The sequence below is a fragment of the Rickettsia sibirica 246 genome, from assembly GCF_000166935.1.
GTDB classification, from domain to species: domain Bacteria; phylum Pseudomonadota; class Alphaproteobacteria; order Rickettsiales; family Rickettsiaceae; genus Rickettsia; species Rickettsia rickettsii.
Genome location: NZ_AABW01000001.1, coordinates 689047 through 714400, shown reverse-complemented (window position 1 = coordinate 714400; position 25354 = coordinate 689047). Strand labels below are relative to the sequence as shown.

Here is a 25354-nt window from a genome sequence, read left to right as displayed (position 1 = left end):
AGGGTATTATTATTGGGAAAGAAAATTTTGATCAGTTAAAAGGATCAAATATTTTTATATTAAACATATTATAATGTTTAATATTTCTAGTAACTAGTATCATATTACTTTGTTTTGCCTGTGCAGCTATTAAAGCATCGATTGCATTTGTACTATCAATACTCATTAATTCACCCCACTCCTCACATATTTCTTTATCAATATTAAGAATTCTTTCATTATAATCTATTATTATTCTTTCTAACCATTTTTCTAATTTCAAACTTGTTATTTTATCTTTCTTTGCTAATTTTGATATTCCCTTTCTTATTTCGCCGATAGTAATACAACTCAAGTATAACTGGCTAGAATGAATAATTGAAAACCATGCTGCTACTTGAGAATTGGATTTTTTCTTTTGAATTTCAGATACAACATTAGTATCTAATAAATATTTCATAATTCAAAATCTCTAGCATATCCTTTTGCTCTCTGAATATCCAAATTATCTGTCTTAGGTATGCTCAATAAATATTCTTTGAAATCAGGTTTTTGTTTAGTAAGTTGTTTATAGTCTTTTATACTAATAATTACAACTGCTTCTTCACCCCTTTTTGTAATACATTGAGGGGTACCATGCATTGCAATATCAATAATATTACTTAACTTATTCTTTGCTTCGTGTAACTGCCATTTATTCATATAAAATCCTCATATAGCTAGATTGTCCAGATTATTATAATATAAAGATGCAAAAAAATAAAATATTTTTTTATTAATTTGAGGTCTTAATAATACTCCTTGCCGATCTCGATTTTAGGACGATTGTTTGCTACTCGCCAATCGTTAGTATCACGGAAAGAATAAACACAGCCGCAAAATTCTTGTTTATAAAAGTGCTCTTCTTTTGCAATTTCGTACATTCTGCTAGCACCGCCATCTTTACGCCAATTATAAGTCCAATAGGTCACCCCTTCATAATGAGATGCCGCCCTAGTTCCTGATTCATTAATTTGGTTCATATCTTTCCATCTAGAAATACCAAGCGAGCTAGTTATAACTTTAAAGCCGTTCTCATAAGCATATAAAGCCGTACGCTCGAAACGCATATCAAAACACATTGTACAGCGTATACCTCTCTCAGGCTCAAGCTCCATCCCTTTAGCACGCCTAAACCAATTTTGTGGATCATAATCTGCATCGATAAATTCTATATTATGTTTCTCGGCAAATTTAATATTTTCGTTTTTACGAAGCTCATATTCTTTTTTAGGATGAATATTAGGATTATAGAAAAAAAGCATAAACTTAATGCCGGTATCGATCATTTTTTCCATTAAAGGGCCAACACAAGGAGCACAACAACAATGGAGTAAAACCTTGCTTTCACCGTTTGGTATTTCAAAAACTTCGCTCATATTAATTTACTAGATTCTTTTTATAGGTTTCTTTATAGAATTTTAGAATTATAGAAGATAACAAGGCAAGTGCAATTAAATAATATGCAATAGCATAATTGTCTCCGGTAACTTTCGTTAATATCATTGCTAACATTGGAGCAGTACCGCCAAATATAGCAGCTGCAAGGTTGTATGAAAGTGCAACACCGGTAAATCTTATGCTAGTCGGAAATATCTCTACTAAAACCGTTGGAATAGGCCCCATATAGATGCTAATAACTCCAGCAAATATTACTTGAGATATTATAGCTAAAGTAAAATTCATCGACCCTAAGGCTACAAAAATAGGATAGACTGATAAAATTAACAAGATAATCCCCAATATTAGTACAGGACGTCGCCCCACCTTATCCGAAACATACGCAGATATAGGAAATACTATCATTATTACGATTAATATTATACTACTAACAATTGTGCTTTGCTGATTAGTATAACCGAGTGTTTGCATAAAATTACCAATAAAAACCCTAGAAGTATAAAAAGAAGCAGTTACGGTAATATACAGACCAAGTGCGATAATTAGTTCTTTTGGGTATTTTGTTAATGTTTCTCGTAAAGGAAAACGTACTCAACGCCTTGTTCCCTTAGCTTTTTTATAAATAGGACTTTCTGCTAGGTTTTTTCTAATATATAAACCTACGGAGCTAATAAATAAACCGGCAATAAAAGGTATCCTCCAACCCCATTCAAATAGCATATCGGCAGGCATAAAATAAGAAAAACCGGCTGCTGTACCAAGTTCAAGCAGCATACCGCCGCACATACTAACAAATGAGCTACTCCCCGCAAGTCCTCACTGCTCGAACGAAGCATGTTCTACAATATACGAAATACAACCGCTAAATTCCCCTCCTAAAGAAAAACCTTGTATGAGTCTGATAATAGTTAAAATAATAGGAGTGGCAATTCCAATAGTTTTATAACGTGGTAAGAGCCCTTATCCCGGCAGTCGGTATTGCCATAGCTATAATACCCATCACCAAAGCAGTACGTCTACCGAATCTATCACCTATATTACCGAAAATAATACCGCCGAGCGGTCGTACTACAAAGCCTGCAGCAAATACCGCAAAAGTTAACGTCTCTTGCATTTCTGGATCCGGAAAAAAATGCTGCCCTATAATAAAGCAAATTGCGCATATAATGTATAATCATACCATTCTAAAGCGTTGCCGATCATGCCGGATATTACTACTTTTCTCATTAAGTTATTTTATTGATTTTAAAAAAAAGATACTAAATATTTTATATTCTCAAGTAAAAATAGCTTTGCTTGCGTTGATACCGTAGTCGTCATTGCGAGGAGCGTAGAGATGTGGCAATCTAGAAAAATAATTAAAAAAATTCTGATTTACAGAATTTTTACTGGATTGCTTCGTCGAATTACTGCGTAATTCTTCTCGCAATGACTATACCCTATCTATGTTTGTCATTAACCACTTTCTTAGTTAATTTAACATTGATTTGAAAAGGAGAAACTTTAATATTTTGTTTGATGTTTTTTGTTTTTTCTTGAGATAGAAGACTTTCTTTATCATTTTGTAATGTTTTCATAAACTTATCTATATTGCTTTGTTCTAGTTTTATTGCATTATCATTATTCAAAATTAATCCTCCAATTTTTTCACCAAGTTCAGGTGCATATCTGACGGCAAAAATTGATGCCGGTACAACTATGATAGAAAAAGCCGCTCCTGCAGTCGCAACACTGATTGCTCCGACTAATAAAGCACAAACAGCACCGGCGATTTTTCCAGTTGCTTGTTTAAACATATTACTTTTTTGTGTAAATACTAAAGACATCTCTAATATTTTATTAAATTCTTTCTTTATATAGATGGTTGCTTTATCAATATTATTATATTTCTTCATGGCATACATTACAGAAACCTTAAATAATTTTTTGTGAGACTCCGCATAATTTATTATTTTATCAAAATTCTTCTCTTTTAAAAGAGTTTTAAATATATTTTTAATTTTTTCTTTTTCGGTACTATTTATTTCATCTCCAAAATAAACTTCTACAAGATTTTCTGCTATTATATCTTGTGATTGCTCTAAAATATTATTCTTATTTTGCTCATTTTCGTCTTCAGAAGTAATCATTATTGCAAATAACTCTAATGCTACGGAAAAATTATCATCGTTAATAACCCGCATACCTAAATAATTTTTGAGTCTAGAAATACATTTATTAATATATTTTTCAGCCTCTGGTTTAGAATTAAGCCTTAGCGTATAATCTATAGCAAGCATATTTGCAATAGTAGAGCAAGTAGATTTCATAAGATTATTGACAAAATTATTAACAATCTCTTTTTTAAATAAATTAGTATTTACGTTATTAAGTACTATTGCATTATTCATTTTGGTAATTTATTTTGAGGCTAATTCTCTGATATATAATATCAATTTAGCATAAATAAGATTAGGAGCATGATTTACTGAAAGTTTATATATATTCTTAGGTGTTAACACTTCTTCATTACGTACTCGTACAAAAGATATAAGAGTATTAGGAGGCATATAAGAATAAATTTCAGAGAATATTTTTAGAAAAGTCAAAAAATCTGCACATGCATATTTTATATTTATGCTATAATTATTTACATGAATCGATTCACCTTCTCCTTCAATCGCCTGAACATTATTTTTAAAAAATACTGAATTTATAAATACATCTATAGGTTCTACTAAATCATATTTATTGCTTAAGCTTTTTATTTTAGGAATTAGTTCTTGATAATTTAAACAACTCACACTACTTGGCACGCTTAAATCTACATATTTTTTGTATAATTCTAATATTTCTTCTTTAGAGTTAATGACAGAATAAAGCTTTAAAACTTCCTCTGTTAGATTTTCTTGTAAAACTTGTTTATCAAGAATAGATTTACTGTATTCTTGCTGAAAAATTTTTATTATCCAAATAGTTAAGGAAATAAAGAAGAAATATATAATAAATTGAAAAAATATAAGATTCTTTAAATACATAATATATTTTTCAAACATTATTTTTACCTTGGGTTATTAGTGCCGTTGCATGGTTTATGTCATTCCCGCGTAGGCGGGAATGACATGGAATATTACGTTTTATTATCAACTATATTAACCGATAAAGGAATTACTACCTTACCGAATATATCAAGTATTTTATCCTTATATATAACATAATCTATCTGCAAATTAGATAATTTATTTTTTGCGTTTGTTATATGATCATCTAGCATCTTTAGAGATTCATCCACCGATAGATTATTAGTATGATATTTAAGTATTAACTTGATTATTAATTGTCTCTTAGAAACTAACAAAATATTATCTATATTTGTTAATTCCCATTTAATTTCTTCTAATTTAAAAGCCGGATTTAAAGTAATTATTAGCCTTTTAAGTAAATCAAACGGCAGTGGTACCGGTGCTTCTAGTAATTTTTCTATTACATATAAATCAGCTAGGCTAGTAGTATTTTTAATATAAGGATATTTATATTTTATATCATCATATTCTTGATTTGTTGCATAATATTTTTCATTAATAGAGTTTATGTCTTTGTAATTTTGTTTTGTATTATATTTGATAATACCGACCACTAATATTAATATTATAAGTAATGCACTATATAATTTAAATGTCAGATCCTTTATAGTAACTAGTTTTTTTATTGATTTTAAATTATTATTATAAGCGGGAAAACTCTTATATTCTAGAAACAGTCTACTAATATTCGTATCTATAAATCTTTCTTTTTCTAGAGTTGGCTTATTTAGTATATTATCAACCGGTATAAAGATTACAGGGCGTTCTTCAAAGTTTGTTGATTCTAATAAAGATTTTAACTCTTCATCTACTATAAGAATTATACAGACTCTTTGGTCAAGATTACTTATATAGTTTTTAAATAATATCAAACAATCATTAATTTCTTGTTCTATAATACCTTGAACATAGCCGGTTGTTTTATCAAATGGATACTCAAGATTTCTAATTGTTATTATATTATTTTTATGTTTGATAATAAATTTTATACCGCTAGCTTGTGATACATATACACAAATTTGAAAATAATCGTTATATTTATCATTTTCTATATTCTGCACTATTTTATTTATAATAACTTTTAGCTCTAACGTTAAAAAGTAAATTCCTTTTAAATCAAGAGATCTGTTATCTATAACGCATGAAATTATATCACTTAAAGGTGTTTCAAATGGACACGACATAATTAAAGTCGACCAAATTTCACTTGGGGTAGTAGTAATTTCGTAAACACAATGTGCTATAATGTCTTCTTTATTAAAATAACCTTCAATAAATTGTTCAATAGGATCAAGTTTAACTATTGACTGTAATATAGGTATTTGATCGTGCCGTGTTTTACATTCACTGCCGTCAAGTAAAAAATAAATATCGCTTTTTGGAAATTTACTAAAAAAGTTTTTATAAGGATTTAAGTCTATCTGTTCCCGAGTAGGGATAAATAATTTATCTAATAATTTATTATCGAGAAAAGTACTAAGAAATACACCTTTATTACCTAGTAACACCACAATCTTTTTTCTTTTGAAAGAAAATATTTTTAATTTTGTAGCAAATTGAACAAAATGTAATTTGATCGAATCAAAAATATTTTTCATAAATAAATTTATTTTAATCATAATTCAGTGTATTTTACTATACTGGACGTCATTTCTGCGTGGATACCCGAACCGTCATTGTGAACGACTGATAAGGAGCGTGACAATCTCAGGACTTTGGTACGAGATTGCGTACGTACAATTACTACGTAATTTTCCTCGCCATGACGAAAAATGATCCTCTCCGGAATGACATAACATTAAATAATATATCTTACCATGACTAAATTTACCACCGAAGAAGTTAGAAGTAAATTTATAACTTACTTTAAAGCAAATAATCATATACATGTACCGGCTAGCTCGTTAATTCCACACAATGACCCTAGCTTAATGTTTGTTAATTCCGGAATGGTACAATTTAAAAATGTTTTTACCGGACAAGAAAAAAGACCTTATAACAAAGCGGTAACTAGTCAAAAGTCTCTTAGAGCCGGCGGCAAGCATAATGACCTTGAGAATGTCGGTTATACGGCAAGACATCATACCTTTTTTGAAATGCTAGGTAATTTTTCATTCGGTGACTATTTTAAAGAACAAGCCATATATTACGCTTGGAATTTATTGACTAAAGAATTTGAACTCCCAAAAGACAAACTTTATGCAACAATTTATCATACTGATGACGAAGCAGCTGCTTATTGGAAACAAATAGCAGGTTTTGGGGATGATCGCATCATAAAGATCAAAACAAACGATAATTTTTGGTCAATGGGTGATACTGGCCCTTGCGGTCCTTGTTCCGAAATTTTTTACGACCACGGTGAACAAATATATGGCGGACTTCCTGGTACTAAAGATGAAGACGGTGATAGATTTATCGAGATTTGGAATATGGTATTTATGCAATATGAACAAATCGATAAAGATACTAGCATAGAATTATCGCAAAAATCTATCGATACCGGTATGGGTCTTGAGCGTATGACGGCAGTATTACAGCATGTTAACAACAATTATGATATAGATTTATTTCAGGAAATAATTAATTTTACCGAAAATATAGTAAAAGTGAAAGTAGAGGGAGAAGCTAAATTTTCTTACCGAGTTATTGCCGACCACTTACGAGCAAGTAGCTTTTTAATAGCTGACGGCGTTATTCCTTCAAATGAGGGGCGTGGTTACGTACTTCGCCGCATTATGCGAAGATCCATGAGGCATGCTCATATGCTTGGGTCAAAAGAACCGTTAATGTATAAATTACTGCCAAAACTTGTTGATTTAATGGGGAATGTTTATCCTGAACTTAAAAGAGCAGAAAGCTTTATAAGCAGTATCTTAGAACAAGAAGAAATTAGATTTAAAGCCACATTAGAACGTGGTCTCAAACTTCTTACCGAAGAAACAGAAACACTAACAAAAGGTAATGAATTATCAGGAGAAGTAGCATTTAAACTATACGATACTTACGGATTTCCGCTTGATTTAACCGAAGATATTCTAAAAAACCGTGATATTGCCGTTGATCACAAAGGGTTTGAAGAGCAAATGCTTATGCAAAAAGAACGTGCTAGAAAATCTTGGCTTGGCTCCGGTGAATCAAAAACCGATCAGTTGTGGTTTGATATCAAAGAGCAACATGGTAGCACGGAGTTTTTAGGATATACACTTAATGAAGCAAAATGTAAAATAATTGCATTAATCAAAAATAATAATTTAGTTAATGATATAAAAGAAATAGATACACAATTCCTACTAATCAGCAACCAAACTCCTTTCTACGGTGAATCAGGCGGTCAAATAGGTGACATCGGAACGATATTTGCAAAAGATTCTGAAGTAGAAGTAATAGATACTTTAAAATATTTAGGTTCTATTATAATCCACAAATGTATTTTGAAAAAGGGGCAGATTAACGTAGGCGAGAATGCTAATTTTAGTATAGACATAAGATATAGGCAAAATTTAAGAATTCATCACTCGGCAACGCATATATTACATGCAGTACTGCATGAGGTACTTGGGAAACATGTTACTCAAAAAGGTTCGTTAGTCGCTCCGACTTATTTACGCTTTGATATTAGCCATTCTAAAGCTGTGACTAATGAAGAAATCACTTTAATCGAAGATAAGGTAAATGAGATTATTAGAGATAATCATGAAGTAACTACTACATTAATGGCAACTGAAGATGCAATTAAACAAGGAGCTATGGCACTTTTTGGCGAGAAATACGACTCTGAAGTAAGAGTAGTTAAGATGGGTGAGACTTCTTTAGAATTATGCGGCGGTACGCATGTCAGACGTACCGGTGACATCGGTTGCTTTAAAATCACAAGCGAAAGTGCTATAGCAGCAGGTGTTCGTAGAATTGAAGCAGTTTGCGGTGAATTCGTAATTACATTAATGAGAGAAAAGGATAGTTTACTTAAATCGATAGAAAGCAGTTTCAAAACTAATAAAAATGAACTTATTACTAAGGTTAATAATATCTTAGAGCGTAACAAGGAAGTTGAGAAAGAGTTAGAAAAAACTCTTTTAGCTAGTTTAGATTTAAGTATAGAGCAAATTGAAAAGCAAGCTGCACAAATAACAGGAATAAAACTATTATATAAAAAAGTAGGAAATATAGACAATAAAATATTACGTCAAGCTGCCGAAAATTTAACAAAAAAAGTAGAAGATTTGATAATGGTATATATTGCCGAGGGAATTGGTAAATTATCTATTACGGTTGCGGTGAGTAAAGCTATAACAGACAAATACAATGCAGATATAATTGCAAAAAAACTTTCTTTATTCTTAGGTGGCAGCGGCGGAGGTGGACAAGCAAGCCTTGCTCAAGCCGGTGGAAATGATATAGGTAAGCTAACTAACATCCATGAAAAATTATACAGTTTATTGACAGTGTCGTAGTGTACTAATTTAGGACGTCATTACGAGTGTGCTTTGTAGATGGATACCCGGTTGTCATTGTGAGCAACCGTAGTACTTGCGTGGCAATCTCGTCAAATACCCTCAGATTGCTTCGTCAATTACTTCGTAATTTCCTCGCAATGACAAGGTGGTATCCACATAACAATGCCTATGCAGGGAGGCATTGTAATGACAAAATTTATGGTTGTTAATACGCTGTTTTCACAAAATAAAGACCGGAGGCGGGAGCAGTAGGACCAGCGGCTTTTCTATCTTTGGCTTCTAAAACATCTTTAATTTGTTCTGCCTGCCAAATATTTTTACCAACAAGTACTAAACTGCCGACAATATTACGTACCATATGATGCAAAAATGACGGGGCTGAAAGATATAATTTTATTTCTTCGTCTTCTTTAATAATATTAAGTTCAGTTAAAGTTTTAATCGATGATTTTGATTGACATGAGCTAGCCCTAAATGAAGTAAAATCATGTTTGCCTAATAGATAAACGGCAGCTTGTTGCATAGCCGGAACATCTAAAGGTGAACTAATCCACCATGCTCTATTTAAATCAATTACCGATGGATAAGGTCTATTAATAATTCTATATATATAATAACGAGAAGTAGCCGAAAACCTAGCATGAAAATTATTGGGGGCTAATTCACAATTCCATACTCCTACGGCATACGGTCTTGCAAAATAGTTGATAGCTGTAATAATTTTGTGAGGTTCTAAATATTTTGAAAGATCAAAATGTGCTACTTGACCTATAGCATGAACACCGGCATCTGTCCTTCCTGACCCAAACAATATCACCTGTTCACCGGAAAATTTATAAATCGCTTCTTCTAATATCTGCTGTACCGACATTACTCCTGCTTGTCTTTGCCAACCTGCAAGATCCGTGCCTAAATATTCAATGGTAATTTTATATCGATACATAATAGCCCGCTGTCATCCCGTGGCTTGACCACGGGATCTTGTATCACAGCCCGTGTCCTGAGACCCCAAATCACGGGATGACAGTATAAGTATTATCATGCTTCTAGTAAATCCGATGGATTACCGTCACCACGCTTTCCTCCGCTTCTAAAGCTATTAAGTTTTTTGGATCTAATAGGATGTTGTAACTTTCTTAAAGCTTTTGACTCGATTTGTCTTATACGTTCTCTAGTTACTTTAAATTGCTGCCCTACTTCTTCTAATGTATGGTCAGTATTCATACCTATACCGAAACGCATTCTAAGCACTCTTTCTTCACGAGGCGTAAGGGTTGCAAGTACTCTAGTGGTAACTTCTCGTAAATTTGACTGAATTGCCGCATCAATCGGTGCTACTGCATTCTTATCTTCGATAAAATCGCCTAATTGACCGCCGTCACTATCATCACCTACTGGATTCTCAAGACTTATAGGTTCTTTAGCTATTTTCATGACTTTACGCACTTTATCAAGCGGCATTGAAAGACGGTTAGCGATTTCCGTTGCTGTTGGTTCGTATCCGAGTTCATTAAGCATTTGTCTTGAAGTACGTAGTATCTTATTAATTGTTTCAATCATATGCACAGGAATACGTATAGTCCTTGCTTGATCGGCAATAGCTCTTGTTATAGCTTGTCTAATCCACCACGTAGCATAGGTAGAGAATTTATAACCACGGCGATATTCAAATTTATCCACCGCTTTCATAAGTCCTATATTACCTTCTTGAATTAAATCTAAAAACTGCAATCCTCTATTAGCGTATTTTTTAGCAATAGATATAACTAAACGTAAATTCGCTTCTATCATATCTTTTTTTGCTTGTAGCGTTTGTCTCTCGCTTTTTTGTATAGTATTCACTAGTTTTTTAAAATCATTAACTAAAAGACCGGTTTTAGATTCTATAACCGATAATTCAGCAATCATTTGATCTATATAATCCGATTCTTTAGTCATTAACTCTTTCCAAGCGACTTTTTTATTTTTCAGCATTTTTTCTTTCCATGCTGCATTGATAACCGATCCTATATATTCATCAAGGAAATTTTGGCGAGTTACTCCATATTTTTCAGCAAGTTTTAAAAAAGCTGTTTCTTTATTAATTAAATCACGATTTATTCCATACATCTTACCTAAAATTTCTTCCGTTCTTTTAGAATTAAAATGTATTTCCGAAACTTCATTTATTAATAATTCCAAATTATTATATTTTTTGCTATTTTGTAAAACCTTCGGCTCAAAAGATTTCTCATAACATTTTTTAGCTTCAATGAGTAGCTCTTCGCAGATAAAAGCAATCTTTTTCATACGCTCTATAACATTAGGTAATATCTGCGTTTCTACTCTAGACATAGATAAGTGATTATCCTCATGCTCTTCTCCTTCGGTCTCACTACTATTTTCTTCATCATTTTCGGGTGTTTCGTCATGTAACATGTTAGCTTCTAAATCTATCAGATCACGTAGTAACATTTTTTCATTAACTAAATCTTCATACCATACTATAAAACAACGCATAGCAATAGGGCTTCTACATAAGGAAGCAGTCATTGTTTTATGTCCTTCCTCAATCCTTTTTGCTATTTCTACTTCATGTTCACGAGTTAAAAGATCGACTCCCCCCATATCCTTAAGATATAATCTTACAGGATCATCGGTAGTACCTATATTTTCTTCTTCTACCTCATCCTCAGGTTCATTATCAACATTGGTAGATAGCTTAAATTCCTCATCCATTCCGATATCAAGCTTAATTTCATCATCTTCATTAGATTCTAAAATATCTACTCCTGCATCGGAAAATTTTAATATAGCTTCCTCTAATTGTCTTATTGAAGGATTTTTATTAAGAGGAAGAGCGTTGTTTATATCATCATAAGTGACCGGTATCTTTTTAGATTTAGCTTTTTTAAGTAAACTATCTATTTTATCTAGATCATTGTCTATATTGCTATTGCTCATTAAATACCTATATGCTTTTTTCTTTTAAAAGAAGTTTGAAATAATTAAGTTATCGTGTGATTAATAAAAGATTCGTTTAAAACTTGCAGTTCATTTGCAATCTTCAGAATTTCTTTTTTATATAGTAAAACTTTTTCAAAGTCGTGATTGTCAGTACTGTTTATGATAATAGCGTATTCTTGTTGTAAATTTATTAGATAATATTTCTTATGTAGCCACTGCCATAATAAATCCAGTCTGATATTATTTTTATTAAATGAGATATCTAAAAACAAATTATCCGTTTTTGATAATAATAAAAAAATATCAAAAAAGCTAGTTTTTTCCACAATTGCAGTAATTTCACTTGCTTCTACGTTATTATCTATAATCTCGTTTAAATACCAATTACGGAATTCTTCAAGCGATTTATTATTAAAATTTAAATTTGAGATGAAATCTCTAATATCTTTTTCTTCAAGTATTATAGGAAATTTAACCAACAAAGCACAAAAAGCGTGTTCTAGTATTTCAAGCTCCGAATAGCCGTGACTTGAAATTATAGGAGCCAAATTTGAGTTTTTAGTTGTAGCTTTCTTCTGCGTTGTAACTAAATTTTGCCATATTTGATCTTTAAAAAACCTGTAATAACTTACTTTTAAATCACTATCCGATATTTTGCTGCAATAATTTTTTAAAATTTTTTCTAAATTAGCTTTTTCTTCCGCAGTTTTAAAACTCTTGCCGCTATACTCAATATGCCAAATCATTTCTGATAAGCTTATTCTTTTATCTATAAGCTTTGCAAAAAAATCAGCACCGTTTTTATTTACTGCATCGTCGGGATCAAGTCCGCTTGGTAACCTAATAAAAGAAATTTTCTTTTCACTATTAATAAGCGGTAATGCTAAGTTAATAGTTCTTATACTAGCTTTTATGCCTGCATTATCTCCGTCAAGACATAATATAATTTCATCGCCAGCACGCCATAATTTATGTAAGTGATTCTCAGTAACGCTAGTACCGAGACTCGCAACCGTTTCACTAAAACCTGCTTGATGTAGTGCTATAACATCAAAATAACCTTCTACTAAAATCGAATGATTTTTTTTATAGCTACTGCTTATCGCTTTATGCTCACCGTATAGAGTTTCACTTTTTTGAAATACTGTAGTTTCAGGTGAATTTAAGTATTTAGGCAGCCCCTCCCCTAGTACTCTACCGCCAAAGCCTACAATTTTATTGTAAATATTTCTAATTGGAATAGTAATACGGTTAGAAAATAAATTATATATTTCACCGTTTTCTCGCTTGCCAATTAGCCCTGCTTTACCAAGCTTTATAATATCTATATTTTTATCGTGAAAAAATTTTTCAAATTTATTATTCTTCGGGGCAAAACCTATTGAAAACTCTTTTACTGTTTCTTCGGTAATACCCCTTTCATGTAGATAATGTAATATTTCAGGTGTTAATTGTGTCCTGAAAAACTTATTGGCGAGTTCTAAAATATTTAGAATTTCATCGGATTCTTCATAAAATTCTTTCTGTTTTGCAGTTAATTTCGGTATCTCTATACCGTAATCGATTGCAAGCTTTATAGCAGACTCATTATAAGATAAACCGCTAATATTAGAAGTAAATTTTATAACGTCACCGGCTGCTTTACAACCAAAACAATAGAAAAATCTCTTACTATTACTAACCGTAAAAGATGGGGTCTTTTCTTGATGGAAGGGACATAAACCTACATAGTTACCGGATTTTCTAGTTAAAGCTACTTTTTGCCGCACTACATCCGATATGTTAATACGGTTTCTTAAGAACTCATAAAATTCCGGTGCAACTCTCATTATATTACAATATGTAGGAAAGAATAGCTGTAGAAAGACAATAAGAAAGCGGTATAGACAAATTATCGTTAATTCTTAAATCTTTTGAATAAAATTCAGCTACTGTAGCCCCTATGCAGCTTATAATAATAATAATAAAACTTGTATTATATCCTAAATAGAAATACACTAATATACTTATAAAAATTGCAGAAGCTAAAAAGGTAATAGAACCGGCTATAGATTTACCGTTACCTAAGCTATTTCCTATTTTAACGCCGACAAGAGCCGCTAAACAATCTGAAATAATTAAAATCAACCACGAACAAATCACTAAATTTTTAGGGAAAAGAAGAGCAGTTAAGAAAAAACCGATCATCATAAAGCTAACGCCGCTTAAAGCAAAAGAACCGTTATTTTCTTCAAGCCTTATAACTTTTGAAAAAAATCTAGTTACAAATTCACTAATTTTTGCATTATTATGACGTGATACATCTAAATATAATGTAATAGCCGTTATTATAAATAATAATAACGTAATAGCGGTTCTTGGAATAAATAAATAAAGCAGCGGAAATATTATAGCCGATAGGTGGAAAATTTTACGCTTTTTCTCAAAGTCAAAATCTTTAATTTCCATAAGATTACTAATTTGTTGCTATTGTTATATGAAAAATAATGCCAACATCATTGCGAACAGTATTCGATGTCATTCCTGCTTTCGCAGGCATGACATAACAGAATCCGCTTAGACAAGGACCACTTGCAATGACGATATTTAGGCAATGCCAAATAATTAAAAAGGCTTATTTGACAAATTTCACTATTACAAATATACTTGCTGAAATCTATATTATTGAAAATAGTATACTAAAATTACTAAATCTATACAATATAATTATGAATACAAAATTTCCTATCACTGCTAAAGGTTTTGAAAAATTAGAACACGAGCTTAAACATTTAAAACATGTAGAACGTAAAAAAATTAGTGCAGATATAGCCGAAGCACGAGAACACGGCGATTTATCCGAGAATGCGGAATATGAAGCGGCACGTGAGAAACAAGCATTTATAGAAGGGCGTATTAAAGAGCTTGAAGATATGACGGCAAGAGCGGAAATTATTGATATTGGTAAATTATCGGGAGATAACATAAAATTCGGGGCTACGGTTACTTTGATCGACGACGATACTGAAGAAGAAGTAACATATATTATTGTAGGAGAATATGAAGCTGATATAACTAGAAAAAGAGTTTCAATCGCTTCTCCTATAGCAAAAGCTTTGATTGGAAAATCGGTAGGTGATTTTGTAGAAGTTACAACACCGAAAGGATCTAAATCATACGAAGTAGTTACCGTTGAATATAAAGAACTAGAACTTTAATTTGATTTTTTTGTCACTATAAACGTTAACCGTATGGCTTGTTATGTCATTCCCGCCTACGCAGGAACGACATCGAGTAGGTTTTTCGATCCATGCAACACCCCCTCCCCTGCTCCTTGCAATGACGATTTGGATATCAACAACGCAGGTATGACATTATTAATTACTTCTTCTTAAACATCTCGAGCATTCTTTTTGTTACTATAAATCCGCCGAAGATATTTATAGAAGCAAGCAGCGTTGCAAAATACCCTAGTAGACCGGGAAACCCAAAAGCAGAGCTACTTGCAGCAATCATAGAACTAAGAACTATAATACCTGAAATAGCGTTAGTAATAGACATAAGCGGAGTATGGAGTGCAGGCGTTACTTTCCACACAACATAATAGCCCACAAAAGAAGCTAATACAAAAATAGTTATAGCAAATACTAGCGGATCTATAGTACTTGTGTTTGTTTGCCAACTAGTATCTATTACCAAATCTTTTAATTTATCTGATAATTCTTGGGCATTATGGGCAATTTCAGCAGCCTGTTTAGCCATCGTCGGTAATTGATTCATATATTTAATTTCTCACTCACAATTTTTCCGTCTTTAGTAATCAACATCTCACGTACTAACGCATCATCCATATTAAACTTACCGTCTTGCAATGCATAGGTTAGAAAATTATACAAATTCTTAGCATATAATTTTGAGCTGTCGGTAGCAATTTTAGTAGCAAGGTTTGATAAACCTATTATGGTAACTCCGTGCTTAGTAACGATCTTATCCGGTTCTGAATCTTCCACGTTCCCGCCTGTACTAGTCGCTATATCAACAATCACTGAGCCGCGCTTCATAGATTCTAGCATTTTTTCCGTAACAAGCAGAGGTGCTTTTTTTCCCGGAATTTGTGCAGTAGTAATCACTATATCATATCCTTTAATAATTTTTGCTAAAAACTCTTCTTGTTTAGCTTTATAATCTTCCGAACTCTCGTGAGCATAGCCTGATTTATCTTGTAAATCCTCCTGTAATTCCGGTGAAACAAACTTAGCTCCTAAGCTTTCTACCTGCTCTTTGGTAGCAGCTCTTACATCATATCCTGCAACAATGCTACCAAGCCTTTTTGCCGTTGCAATAGCTTGAAGACCGGCAACACCGATACCAAGCACTAAAGTTTTACACGGTGAAATCGTCCCTGCTGCCGTCATCATCATAGGAAAAGCCCTTGTATAATGATAGCTTGCTTCAATTACCGCTCTATAGCCTACTAAGTTACTTTGAGAAGATAAAGCGTCCATATTTTGAGCTTTAGTAATTCTCGGCACAAACTCCATAGCAAAAGTCGTAAGGTTTTTTTTAGCTGCCGCTTTTATATATTCATGATTTAAATAAGGCGATAATAATCCTACAATAATTGCTCCTTTTTTTGCAAATTCAAGCTCACTATATTTATCCGTAACGGATGAAGGTTGCACCTTTAATATAATATCAGCATCAGAAATAATTTCGAGTGGTACCGAAGATATTTTAGCACCTAGAGCAACATATTCTTCATCAAGAAAACCGGCATGAAGCCCTATATCTTTTTCTACCATAACCGTATAGCCTTTTTTGACTAACAATCCTGCTACTTCAGGAGTTATTACGGCTCGTGTTTCATGCTTGGCTTTTTCTTTTAAAGCAACGATTTTCATAAATACTAATTATATTTTGCATTAACTGAATACATAAGGTATTTTAAACATAATTTAAAATATAAAACAACGAAAATGAAAAAAATATTTTTTCTAATCATTATTTATCTTTTTGTGAATTCAAGCTTAACATTTGGGGCAGATGATAAAACAGCTATTTCGGAACTAAAAACTTATCTACGTAAGATAAAATCGGTTGCGATAGATTTTACTCAAGAAGATTCGTACGGTAAAATAGTTAAAGGAAAATTACTGATCCATAAACCTTATAATTTTAGATGTAATTATTATCCTCCTTTCCCTTTAGTTATAATAGGTACTAAAAATTTCGTATCGATGTATGATTATGATATGGAGCAAGTAAGCCGTATTAATAGAAGCGAAAATACATTTAATTTTTTATTAGAAGATAATGAGCATTTTGACAAGGATTTTGTTTTTGAAGCGGTAATTAACGCAAGAAATATTTCTAAAATTACTATCTATCATACTCTAACGGAAAAACGTAGCGAAATTACTTTTAATAACGCTACTCAACAAATTGAAGCATTAAAAATATTTGAAGATAATAATATAGTCACTATTACTTTTGATAAAATAGCTAAAGTACAAAAATTTTCCGATGATTTGTTTAAAATAAAAAACCCTGAAATATTCGGTCCTCCTAAAAGATTAACAAAATCGGAAATAGAAAAAAAATATATTGTTTCTTGAAAATAAACAGGTTATGTTAATTATGCTAGTAGTGGGCATTGTACCTGTTTAGTCGGTCAGGTCTGAAAAGAAGCAGCCAGAGTGGGATTCGATGGGTCATTACTAGCATTATTCTAATTTTGATGTCATTCCTACAACAAGGCGGCTCGTTTTATGTCATTCCCGCGAAAGCAGGAATTCTCAGTAAAACATGTACAAAATAAATTTTTTATAAAGTCTTATAACTATCGTGCTAGATATAAATTCATCAAATCAATATATTCCTTTTGCAAGGAAATATCGTCCTAGTAACTTTGCCGAGCTTCAGGGGCAAGAGGTATTAGTCAAAGTTTTAAGCTATACTATTTTAAACGATAGGCTCGCCGGAGGCTATCTTTTAACAGGTATTAGAGGAGTCGGTAAAACTACTTCCGCCCGAATTATTGCTAAAGCCGTCAACTGTTCTGCTTTAATTACCGAAAATACGACTATTAAAACATGCGAGCAATGTACGAATTGCATCAGCTTTAATAATCATAATCACCCTGATATAATCGAAATTGATGCGGCAAGTAAAACTAGCGTAGATGACATACGTAGAATTATAGAATCCGCCGAGTATAAGCCCCTACAAGGTAAGCATAAAATCTTCATTATTGATGAGGTGCATATGCTCTCTAAAGGGGCATTTAATGCACTTCTTAAGACACTGGAAGAACCACCACCTCATATAATATTTATCTTTGCAACGACGGAAGTACAAAAGATACCTGCAACTATTATCTCAAGATGTCAACGTTATGATTTAAGGCGGTTGAGTTTTGAAGAGATTTTTAAGCTACTTGAATATATAACTAAGCAAGAAAATTTAAAAACCGATATAGAAGCACTAAGAATTATAGCTTACAAATCGGAAGGGTCGGCACGTGATGCAGTCTCTATTTTAGATCAAGCAGCTAGTATGTCGGTGAAATCTGACAATATAATTAGTCCTCAAGTAATTAATCAAATGCTTGGGCTTGTCGATAGTTCGGTTATAATAGAATTTGTCGAATGTATTATCTACAGAGAGACGGAAAAAGCTATAAATTTAATAAATAAACTTTACGGTTCTTCGGTTAATCTTGAGATGTTTATAGAATCGGCATCAGATTTTATTGCTTATCTTAATAAAGTAAAAATGTTACCTAATTATAGTTTGCCTATATATGAATCATTTAATGATAGAACTAAAAACATATTAGATAAAACCAGCTTGCCGCACTTATCAATCTTATGGCAAATATATAATAAGGGAGTAGGGGAAATAAAAATTTCCTATAACCAACTAACAGAAACGGAAATGTTAGTTATAAAATCTATATATTCGACGTCGCTACCCTTGCTTACAGATTTTGACGGTAATAATCAAAATTTAAATCAATCAATTAATCCGGAAATAAAAAAAAAATTTGAAATTGTAGATTTTCTTGAATATTTATATAAAAATAATGAGATAGATATATATTATTTCCTGCTCAATCATACGGAACTTAAAAATCTCAGTAATAATAGATTAGAGTTCGTAAGTCTTGAAGTTACAAGCAAAATAAAAAGACAAATAGACGATTTGTTAGCTGCTTTTACTAATGAAAAGTTTGAGATAGTAATAATAAAAGAGCAGAACAAGCAAACCTTAAAGAATCAGTTAATTGGTAAGATTGAAGCAAGTAACGATTTTGGTTTAATTAAAAAACATTTCCCAAATATAACAATTTCGGATATTTTACTTAAAAGCTAAAAATATATAGGATAGAATTATGGTAAATTTTAATCAGTTTCTAAAGCAAGCCCAATCAATGCAAAAGAAAATGCAAGAAGCTCAAGAGCAAATGGCAAATGCAAGATATACCGGTAAAGCCGGCGGCGGACTTGTTGAGGTTATTGCAACCGGTAAAGGCAAAGTTGAAAAGATTTCAATTGATGAATCTTTATTAAAAGCAGAAGAAAAAGAAATGCTTGAGGATTTAATTAAAGTTGCCTTTAATGATGCTCAACAAAAATGTGATGAAGATTCTCAAAATTCTTTATCAGGAGCTTTAAACGGTATGAGATTACCACCAGGCTTTAAAATGCCGTTTTAACACGGCTCTTATGTCATTCTTGCAAAGATCGTGTTGAGTGGATACAAGTCGTCATTGCACGCGAACGTTAGTGAGCGTGGCAATCTCAGGAATTCTTCCCATTGCTTCGTCAATTTACTATTGTAAATTTCCTCGCAATGACGGAAAAACTGCTCCACGCAACAACGTCTTTAGTCCCTTAGCTCATGACAATTTGGTATCCATATTTATTCACAAAATATCATCACAATAAGATGTATTATCCCCAACATCTCGTTAAGCTCTGTTTGCACTATCTCAGGCAAAACTTTAAGTTTCTCTTTTAATATTTGAGATATTCTTCATTGTTGTCATCATTATATATTTATTTATATTTCAATAGCGTTTTATCCCTATTTTATCCTTAAGAGAAGGGGTAATCATATCGTTTAGTTTATCTAATTTTTCTTTTTACTCTTCTGTTAGCTCTTTTTTACCGATTTCTAAAAAATTTTTCAAATTACAAGCATCTTGTAGATAAAGTTTAACAACATCAATATTATAATCTTATTATTGACAAGTTCTTTGATCTTCTTAATGTCTTCATTGTAAATAGCATTAAACAAATTGATTTCGTCATATTTAGATTTATACACAAAACCCCTTTTATTTAAAAAAGGCATGTTAGCACTTTTTGATATAAAGGCCAAGAAATAATTAATAAATTAACTATTTCTTAATAAAAAGGAAATTTGTAAAAAATAGACATCTTTCCAAAGCAGTTTATAGAGAGGAATTTAAGGATACACGGAAGCACTTGCCGCTGCAGCATATATAGACATACGTGAAGATTAGGGATTAGGATCGACGTACAAATTGCCTTTAGAAGCAAGTTATGCAAGAAGTTTAATAATTCAAGATCAATAAATCCTTATCAATCCTGAAACCTTTGAAACGCTCAAGTAGCGACATACCAAGAAGCGAAATATCAAGGTCACCAAGACCTACATGTCCTTTGATGTTCTTAAATTCCTTACCGATTACTACACTATTTAAGGTTATAGGGGCGGCTTTATTTTCGCCGTTAGCTGTTAGATAAGTTCTAGTATATTTTAATTTAGTTAAGTCAAAGCCTAATTTTTGAGCATCTTCTTTAGTTAAAGCTATATCACTTGCCCCTGTATCTACCATAAATTTTATTTTAACGTTATTTACAAAAGCATTGATATAAAAATGCCCATCTCTGTTACGGGCTATAATAATTTCTCCGACTTCAGTAGACCATTTATATGATGGAATTAAAGCAGACATTACTCTATGATAAGCGTAGTTCAGCTCAAACCTAAAAGCATAACCGGTTATTATAACTAAGAAAATTACTGCCCACATTGCTAATTGCAAACAAAATCTGCGTATTTCATTTTGGCTAATAGTACTGTAAATTATACTAAATAATATTAATAATGACGCACAAAAACTCCCTATATTTTGTGGTGCTTTAAAAAATTTTGGATAATGTTGATTGATATATTTGTATAATAAACCGGTTACAATTACGGTGCTACAAATGATAAAAATAAGTTTTATGAGTTTTTTATTCATATAATATACTACAAGTAAATAAAGAATAGGTATACGAAGTTCTATCTGAGTATATAAATTTTAATCTATATAATCAAACCAAAGTCCCAGCCCATTTTTAAGTGGAAAACTACCTTCTTGGTTCACTAGAATAATAATTCCAAGTTCTTCTGACGGTATAAAGCCAATAAAAGAATTAATACCGTTAATTATATAGCCTAAGTGAAAAATTAAATCCTTATTTGAGCATCCTTTTACTTTAAGAATACGCCATCCAAGATCATAATATGACTCAATCATTTTTTGATCAATAGGCCAAATCGGTTACCATTTAAATCCAAAAACATCTTTGTTTGATTTTACTATTTTACACATACGATCTAAAGTACTTTTAGCAATAAGATTCGGTTTATAACCAAAACTAAGTGTGAATATTTCAATCATTCCATCTATCGATGCAAAAATACCGACAGATGCAGGTACCGTCTTTGAGTAATAAGGCGGAAACGACAGCAATGTTATTACCTCCTGTCCGTCTATTATTGCTTTAGAATGCGGATAAGCAAGTTGTACATTCGGCCCTAACGGTAATATTTGTATATCTTGCGTTTTAAGCGTTGTACGCAAATTATCTATTGCAGCATTTAAACTTGATTTTTTACAATTTAAAGCTTCTTCAAGTAAACTAAAATATGTTACTATACTTATAGCATTGCCCGGGTTTACAACTAGCTTGTTGTTTTTTTAGCAACGTTGCTCAATTTCAATATTTCCTGAGAATTGATAACCTGTTGTATGGCTTAAAATATTATTAAGACTAATAGCATTTTTAGGTATGGTAATTTGAATTTTTCATCAAAATCTCAACTTTCTTGATCTACCATTAATGCAATTGCCGTTGCTGAAACAGCTTTTGAAACCGATGCTAAAGGAAATAAAGTTTTATCCATAAATAACTCCACTATTACCTTTCTGATTTCCAAACGTTGTTTTATAAATAACTTCACCTTTGTATAAAATTGCAATTGCTCCTCCTTGTAATTCAAGCTTTTTAGTTTTTGCGGTCATTATACTCATGTCTATGCCAAAACTGTACGATGTGATAATAGTAACATTATACTAAAAAATAGGATAAGCTTTTTATTCATATGGCGATATTATTTATTGATTCTATGTCATTCCTGCGAAAGCAGGAATCCAGCTTTCTAAACAAATTATATACTAATTAACCGCTATTGCCTTTTCTTTATCTTTTAATCTAATAGTAGCAAGCTCTAATAAATATTTGTTATCTAAAGCTTCAATAATTTGCTCATATAATTCAGCTGGAATTAGATAAGCAGTCGGTTTATTATGATTTAATAAGGCAACAGGCTCACCACTTGCCTTATCCAATAATGCAGTAGGGCTTTTTAAATTCTGATATACTAACTGCTAGATTTGCATAAATATGTTCCATTATTGACTCCAAGTAAACGAAGAAAGTTATACGAAGATCAACTTGGAAAAGAGCAAGGAGTCTACAAGACTAGGAGCGGAGCGTATCCTTAATACGTGGCTACCTGCGAACTTATTTCGTAGCCAGTTTTTTTTAAGTTCATTGAGGATACCTATAATTAATACTAATTATAGGCTATCATTTTATCTTTATCAAGAAAATCACCTTAAATCGCTGATATTCTCTAAAAACAACCTAGCTCGATGCGATGCCGGTTTATTAAAAAAATCCTCGGCAGGCTGATTTGCTAAAATCTGTCCTTGATCCATAAAAATAACACGATCCGCTATTAATTTTGCAAACTTCAAATGGTGCGTAACCACTACCATGCTCATTTGATCTTTTAATAAATTTATATTCTCTATAACATCTTTAATATTTTCAGGATCGAGTGCCGAAGTCGGTTCATCAAATAACAAAATTTTCGGCTTCATCATTAAAGCCCTTGCTATTGCGGTGCGTTGCTTTTGCCCTCCTGATAGGCTTGCCGGATATGAGTCAAATTTTTGCGTTAGCTTAAATTTTGCAAGCAATTCCTTTGCCATAGAAATTGCCTGTTCTTTTGGCAAATTTAAAACATTTACCGGCGTATAGATTAGGTTTTCTCCTACCGTTAAATGCGGGAATAGATTAAAATTTTGAAAAACCATACCAACTTTTAAAAGAAGCTTTCTTCTATTTTTAAGCAGTAGCTTCTTCCCGTCTACCAAAAAAGTACCGCTACTTGGTTCTTCTAAATTATTTAAAATTCTAAGCAGAGTAGTTTTACCGCTTCCCGAAGGACCGATTATTACAGTAGTTTCCTTAGTAGTAAAACTTAAATCAATATTCTTAATTGCGTAATTCTTGCCATAACGCTTACAAACTTTTTCTAAAATAATCATAAACTAAACCGTAAATTTATAACCGTCATAAAGCGGCTTAACGTTATTTGGAAGCATTTTCGTAATCTCATGATAATCTATCGTGTGTCTCATATTGGTTAATAATATCTGCTCAGGCTTATATTTTTCACGCCATTCTAGAACTTTATCAAGCCCTGCATGATTCGGATTTGATTTATAATCCATACAATCTAATATCCATATTTTTATATCTTTTAAAAATTTATCTGATTCAGGAGGAAAATCGATTAAATCGGGCGAATAAACGAAATCACCCATACGTAAGCCCAAGCTATCTATAGGACCGTGATGCTGTCTAAAAAATTGTATTTCAATAGTATTAACCTTAATTTTATCAAAAAAACTAACAGATTGAGTTGTGAATAGTCGCCCAAGCTTAAATAACTTATTGTTAAATAGATAATCAAATTTTGTATGGAGCTTTGCCGTACTATCGTGATCTGTATAGATTTCAAATGGCTTGCCTTGCATAAAAGTAAATACTCGTAAATCATCGATGCCGTTAACGTGATCGGAATGATAATGTGTTAATATAGCACAATCGAGCTTATTTATCTTTTCTCGTAATAGTTGATTTCTAATATCAAAACCGAAATCAACTAATATTTGACTATTTTCATCGTTAATATATATTGCTGATCTAGTCCTTTTATTGTACTTTGAAGGAGATGTGCAAGTACTACAATCGCACCCGATCACCGGTACGCCTATAGATGCTCCACACCCAAGTATTGTTACTTGTAACATAAATATTTAAAATAATGTTTGAAGTTTTTTATAATTTTTGCGGCTTAAATCAAGAAATATTCTTATTTTTGAATAAAATTACTAATATCGGCTTTATACCTTATTTTTTTAAAATAATTTCGTTTTGTTTTAATATCGCTAATTTCGCTTTAATATATATTTTATACTGTATATATTTTTATATTCAATTAAAGAAAACCAAAAATGATAAGAAGCGGCAAAATAAATTCTGGCACAATTATAATAAGTTAGTTGAAATCGGTATAATATACGGGGTATTCGGTTTAATTTTTACCGCTCTTAAATTTTCAGTTAATTTCCCTCGCCCTTATTGCAGTCTTCCTGTAGATAGTTTCATGACCATAATAAATACTGCAAACGAAAGATGCTTTTCAAGCTTTCCAAGCAGCCACGCAGCTCTTAGCGTGTTAGTAACGTATTTTGCTTGGAATTATATAAAATTACCATTAAAAATCTTAATGATTTGTGTTATTATGCTCGTGTCTTTATCTCGTATAAGCCTTGCTATGCATTACCCAAGTGATATAATCTACGGCATTATTATTACATTTATAACAATACTGATAGGTAAGTTAATTTATCGCATCTTTGCAAATCATATAATAATATAATAAGAAAGATCGGGGATTTTCTATTAATGAGGCAGTAATTAAGAAAAAACATATAAAAAACTTGTTTTTTAATCTTGAAAGTTTTTAATATGCACGCTACAATGTAGCCACATTATTGAAAGAAGATTTTTATGTCTGCTGATTCTATTGTGCGAGCCCGTATTAATGAAGACGTGAAAGAAGAAGCAGCTTTAGTGCTTGCTGCTATGGGACTTACTTTATCTGATGCTGTTCGTATGCTGTTATTTCGTGTTGCTCGTGAAAAAGCATTGCCGTTTGAGCCACTTATCCCAAATGATGAAACAATTAAAGCTATGAAAGCTGCAAGAAGCAGCAAATTAGTTCATGTTGGTAATATCAATAATTTGTTATCTGATTTAAATGAGAACGATTAAACGTACTGGACAGTTTTTGAAAAGCGTTTGATGTCGCTCCTAGCTAAAAACGAGAATG

General features: G+C 31.9%; 24 protein-coding genes, 1 other RNA gene and 4 pseudogenes. 9 read left to right on the top strand and 20 right to left on the bottom strand.

Going from position 1 to position 25354, the window contains the following annotated elements; all coding sequences use genetic code 11:
- Positions 1-31: 31 nt before the first annotated feature.
- The 7 genes and pseudogenes from RSIB_RS02415 to RSIB_RS02440 all read right to left on the bottom strand — a co-directional run bounded on the left by RSIB_RS02415 (position 32) and on the right by RSIB_RS02440 (position 6100).
- The gene (locus RSIB_RS02415) at positions 32-439 is read right to left on the bottom strand and encodes a type II toxin-antitoxin system VapC family toxin (protein ID WP_004997147.1); all 408 of its coding nucleotides are present in this window, start codon (positions 437-439) and stop codon (positions 32-34) included.
- Positions 436-681: a type II toxin-antitoxin system Phd/YefM family antitoxin gene (locus tag RSIB_RS02420; RefSeq protein WP_004997145.1), complete on the bottom strand. Its 246-nt coding sequence runs from the start codon at positions 679-681 to the stop codon at positions 436-438. Before RSIB_RS02420 ends, RSIB_RS02415 begins: the two co-directional genes overlap by 4 nt.
- 86 nt (positions 682-767) lie before the next feature.
- On the bottom strand, positions 768-1397 hold the full coding sequence (locus RSIB_RS02425) for an epoxyqueuosine reductase QueH (protein WP_004997144.1): 630 nt from the start codon (positions 1395-1397) through the stop codon (positions 768-770).
- Between the two features lies 1 nt (position 1398).
- A pseudogene (locus RSIB_RS06935) lies at positions 1399-2646 on the bottom strand (MFS transporter).
- A 212-nt stretch (positions 2647-2858) separates the two neighbouring features.
- Complete coding sequence (locus RSIB_RS02430; RefSeq protein ID WP_004997140.1) at positions 2859-3809, bottom strand: RP853 family protein; 951 nt, start codon at positions 3807-3809, stop codon at positions 2859-2861.
- Positions 3810-3818: 9 nt separating this feature from the next.
- Complete coding sequence (locus RSIB_RS02435) at positions 3819-4454, bottom strand: hypothetical protein (protein ID WP_004997138.1); 636 nt, start codon at positions 4452-4454, stop codon at positions 3819-3821.
- Between the two features lie 74 nt (positions 4455-4528).
- Positions 4529-6100: a hypothetical protein gene (locus tag RSIB_RS02440; protein ID WP_004997137.1), complete on the bottom strand. Its 1572-nt coding sequence runs from the start codon at positions 6098-6100 to the stop codon at positions 4529-4531.
- 198 nt (positions 6101-6298) lie between these two features.
- On the opposite strand from RSIB_RS02440, the gene alaS reads away from it, so the two are divergent.
- Positions 6299-8935: an alanine--tRNA ligase gene (alaS, locus tag RSIB_RS02445; RefSeq protein WP_004997135.1), complete on the top strand. Its 2637-nt coding sequence runs from the start codon at positions 6299-6301 to the stop codon at positions 8933-8935.
- Positions 8936-9143: 208 nt separating this feature from the next.
- Here the strand turns inward: alaS and truA are convergent, their stop codons facing one another.
- The 4 genes from truA to RSIB_RS02465 all read right to left on the bottom strand — a co-directional run bounded on the left by truA (position 9144) and on the right by RSIB_RS02465 (position 14332).
- The gene (truA, locus tag RSIB_RS02450) at positions 9144-9881 is read right to left on the bottom strand and encodes a tRNA pseudouridine(38-40) synthase TruA (protein ID WP_004997133.1); all 738 of its coding nucleotides are present in this window, start codon (positions 9879-9881) and stop codon (positions 9144-9146) included.
- Positions 9882-9976: 95 nt separating this feature from the next.
- On the bottom strand, positions 9977-11881 hold the full coding sequence (gene rpoD, locus RSIB_RS02455) for an RNA polymerase sigma factor RpoD (RefSeq protein ID WP_004997130.1): 1905 nt from the start codon (positions 11879-11881) through the stop codon (positions 9977-9979).
- A 44-nt stretch (positions 11882-11925) separates the two neighbouring features.
- Entirely contained in the window at positions 11926-13713 is a 1788-nt protein-coding gene (dnaG, locus tag RSIB_RS02460) for a DNA primase (protein WP_004997129.1), read from the bottom strand.
- 4 nt (positions 13714-13717) lie between these two features.
- Positions 13718-14332: a diacylglycerol/polyprenol kinase family protein gene (locus RSIB_RS02465; protein WP_004997128.1), complete on the bottom strand. Its 615-nt coding sequence runs from the start codon at positions 14330-14332 to the stop codon at positions 13718-13720.
- 260 nt (positions 14333-14592) lie between these two features.
- Between RSIB_RS02465 and greA the strand changes: the two genes are divergently transcribed.
- Positions 14593-15081, top strand: coding sequence for a transcription elongation factor GreA (gene greA / locus RSIB_RS02470; protein ID WP_004997127.1), 489 nt, complete (start codon positions 14593-14595; stop codon positions 15079-15081).
- A gap of 163 nt (positions 15082-15244) precedes the next feature.
- Here the strand turns inward: greA and RSIB_RS02475 are convergent, their stop codons facing one another.
- Both RSIB_RS02475 and RSIB_RS02480 read right to left on the bottom strand, forming a co-directional pair.
- Positions 15245-15643, bottom strand: a complete 399-nt coding sequence (locus RSIB_RS02475) for an NAD(P) transhydrogenase subunit alpha part 2 (protein ID WP_004997126.1) — start codon at positions 15641-15643, stop codon at positions 15245-15247.
- Positions 15640-16764, bottom strand: coding sequence for an NAD(P) transhydrogenase subunit alpha (locus RSIB_RS02480; protein ID WP_004997124.1), 1125 nt, complete (start codon positions 16762-16764; stop codon positions 15640-15642). Before RSIB_RS02480 ends, RSIB_RS02475 begins: the two co-directional genes overlap by 4 nt.
- A 75-nt stretch (positions 16765-16839) precedes the next feature.
- Between RSIB_RS02480 and RSIB_RS02485 the strand changes: the two genes are divergently transcribed.
- The 5 genes and pseudogenes from RSIB_RS02485 to RSIB_RS10605 all read left to right on the top strand — a co-directional run.
- Positions 16840-17478, top strand: a complete 639-nt coding sequence (locus RSIB_RS02485; RefSeq protein WP_004997122.1) for an outer-membrane lipoprotein carrier protein LolA — start codon at positions 16840-16842, stop codon at positions 17476-17478.
- A 20-nt stretch (positions 17479-17498) separates the two neighbouring features.
- Positions 17499-17592, top strand: an RNA gene (gene ffs / locus RSIB_RS07935) — signal recognition particle sRNA small type.
- A 115-nt stretch (positions 17593-17707) separates the two neighbouring features.
- Positions 17708-19237, top strand: coding sequence for a DNA polymerase III subunit gamma/tau (gene dnaX / locus RSIB_RS02490; RefSeq protein ID WP_004997117.1), 1530 nt, complete (start codon positions 17708-17710; stop codon positions 19235-19237).
- A 19-nt stretch (positions 19238-19256) separates the two neighbouring features.
- A complete protein-coding gene (locus RSIB_RS02495; RefSeq protein WP_004997115.1) occupies positions 19257-19580 on the top strand; it encodes a YbaB/EbfC family nucleoid-associated protein in 324 nt (107 codons plus the stop codon).
- Positions 19581-20351: 771 nt separating this feature from the next.
- Positions 20352-20450, top strand: a pseudogene (locus RSIB_RS10605) (palindromic element RPE1 domain-containing protein); the annotation flags it as partial.
- Here RSIB_RS10605 and RSIB_RS06160 read toward each other — a convergent pair.
- The 7 genes and pseudogenes from RSIB_RS06160 to RSIB_RS02505 all read right to left on the bottom strand — a co-directional run bounded on the left by RSIB_RS06160 (position 20445) and on the right by RSIB_RS02505 (position 24269).
- Positions 20445-21140, bottom strand: coding sequence for a TIGR02281 family clan AA aspartic protease (locus tag RSIB_RS06160; protein WP_010977893.1), 696 nt, complete (start codon positions 21138-21140; stop codon positions 20445-20447). The pseudogene RSIB_RS10605 and the gene RSIB_RS06160 overlap by 6 nt on opposite strands.
- Before the next feature lie 60 nt (positions 21141-21200).
- Positions 21201-21419, bottom strand: a complete 219-nt coding sequence (locus RSIB_RS06155) for a serine hydrolase (RefSeq protein ID WP_016728401.1) — start codon at positions 21417-21419, stop codon at positions 21201-21203.
- Positions 21420-21443: 24 nt separating this feature from the next.
- A complete protein-coding gene (locus tag RSIB_RS09830; RefSeq protein ID WP_004997111.1) occupies positions 21444-21746 on the bottom strand; it encodes a hypothetical protein in 303 nt (100 codons plus the stop codon).
- Between the two features lie 236 nt (positions 21747-21982).
- Positions 21983-22144: a beta-lactamase family protein gene (locus RSIB_RS08695; RefSeq protein ID WP_162009631.1), complete on the bottom strand. Its 162-nt coding sequence runs from the start codon at positions 22142-22144 to the stop codon at positions 21983-21985.
- 196 nt (positions 22145-22340) lie between these two features.
- A pseudogene (locus tag RSIB_RS06930) lies at positions 22341-22578 on the bottom strand (type II toxin-antitoxin system Phd/YefM family antitoxin).
- 200 nt (positions 22579-22778) lie between these two features.
- Positions 22779-23501 (bottom strand): amino acid ABC transporter ATP-binding protein, encoded by a 723-nt coding sequence (locus tag RSIB_RS02500; RefSeq protein WP_004997110.1) that lies wholly within the window; start codon positions 23499-23501, stop codon positions 22779-22781.
- Between the two features lie 3 nt (positions 23502-23504).
- Entirely contained in the window at positions 23505-24269 is a 765-nt protein-coding gene (locus tag RSIB_RS02505) for an MBL fold metallo-hydrolase (RefSeq protein ID WP_004997108.1), read from the bottom strand.
- Positions 24270-24283: 14 nt separating this feature from the next.
- Between RSIB_RS02505 and RSIB_RS06925 the strand changes: the two are divergent.
- Positions 24284-24939: pseudogene (locus RSIB_RS06925) on the top strand (phosphatase PAP2 family protein).
- 93 nt (positions 24940-25032) lie between these two features.
- A complete protein-coding gene (locus tag RSIB_RS02515; protein WP_004997105.1) occupies positions 25033-25296 on the top strand; it encodes a type II toxin-antitoxin system RelB/DinJ family antitoxin in 264 nt (87 codons plus the stop codon).
- Positions 25297-25354 lie beyond the last annotated feature (58 nt).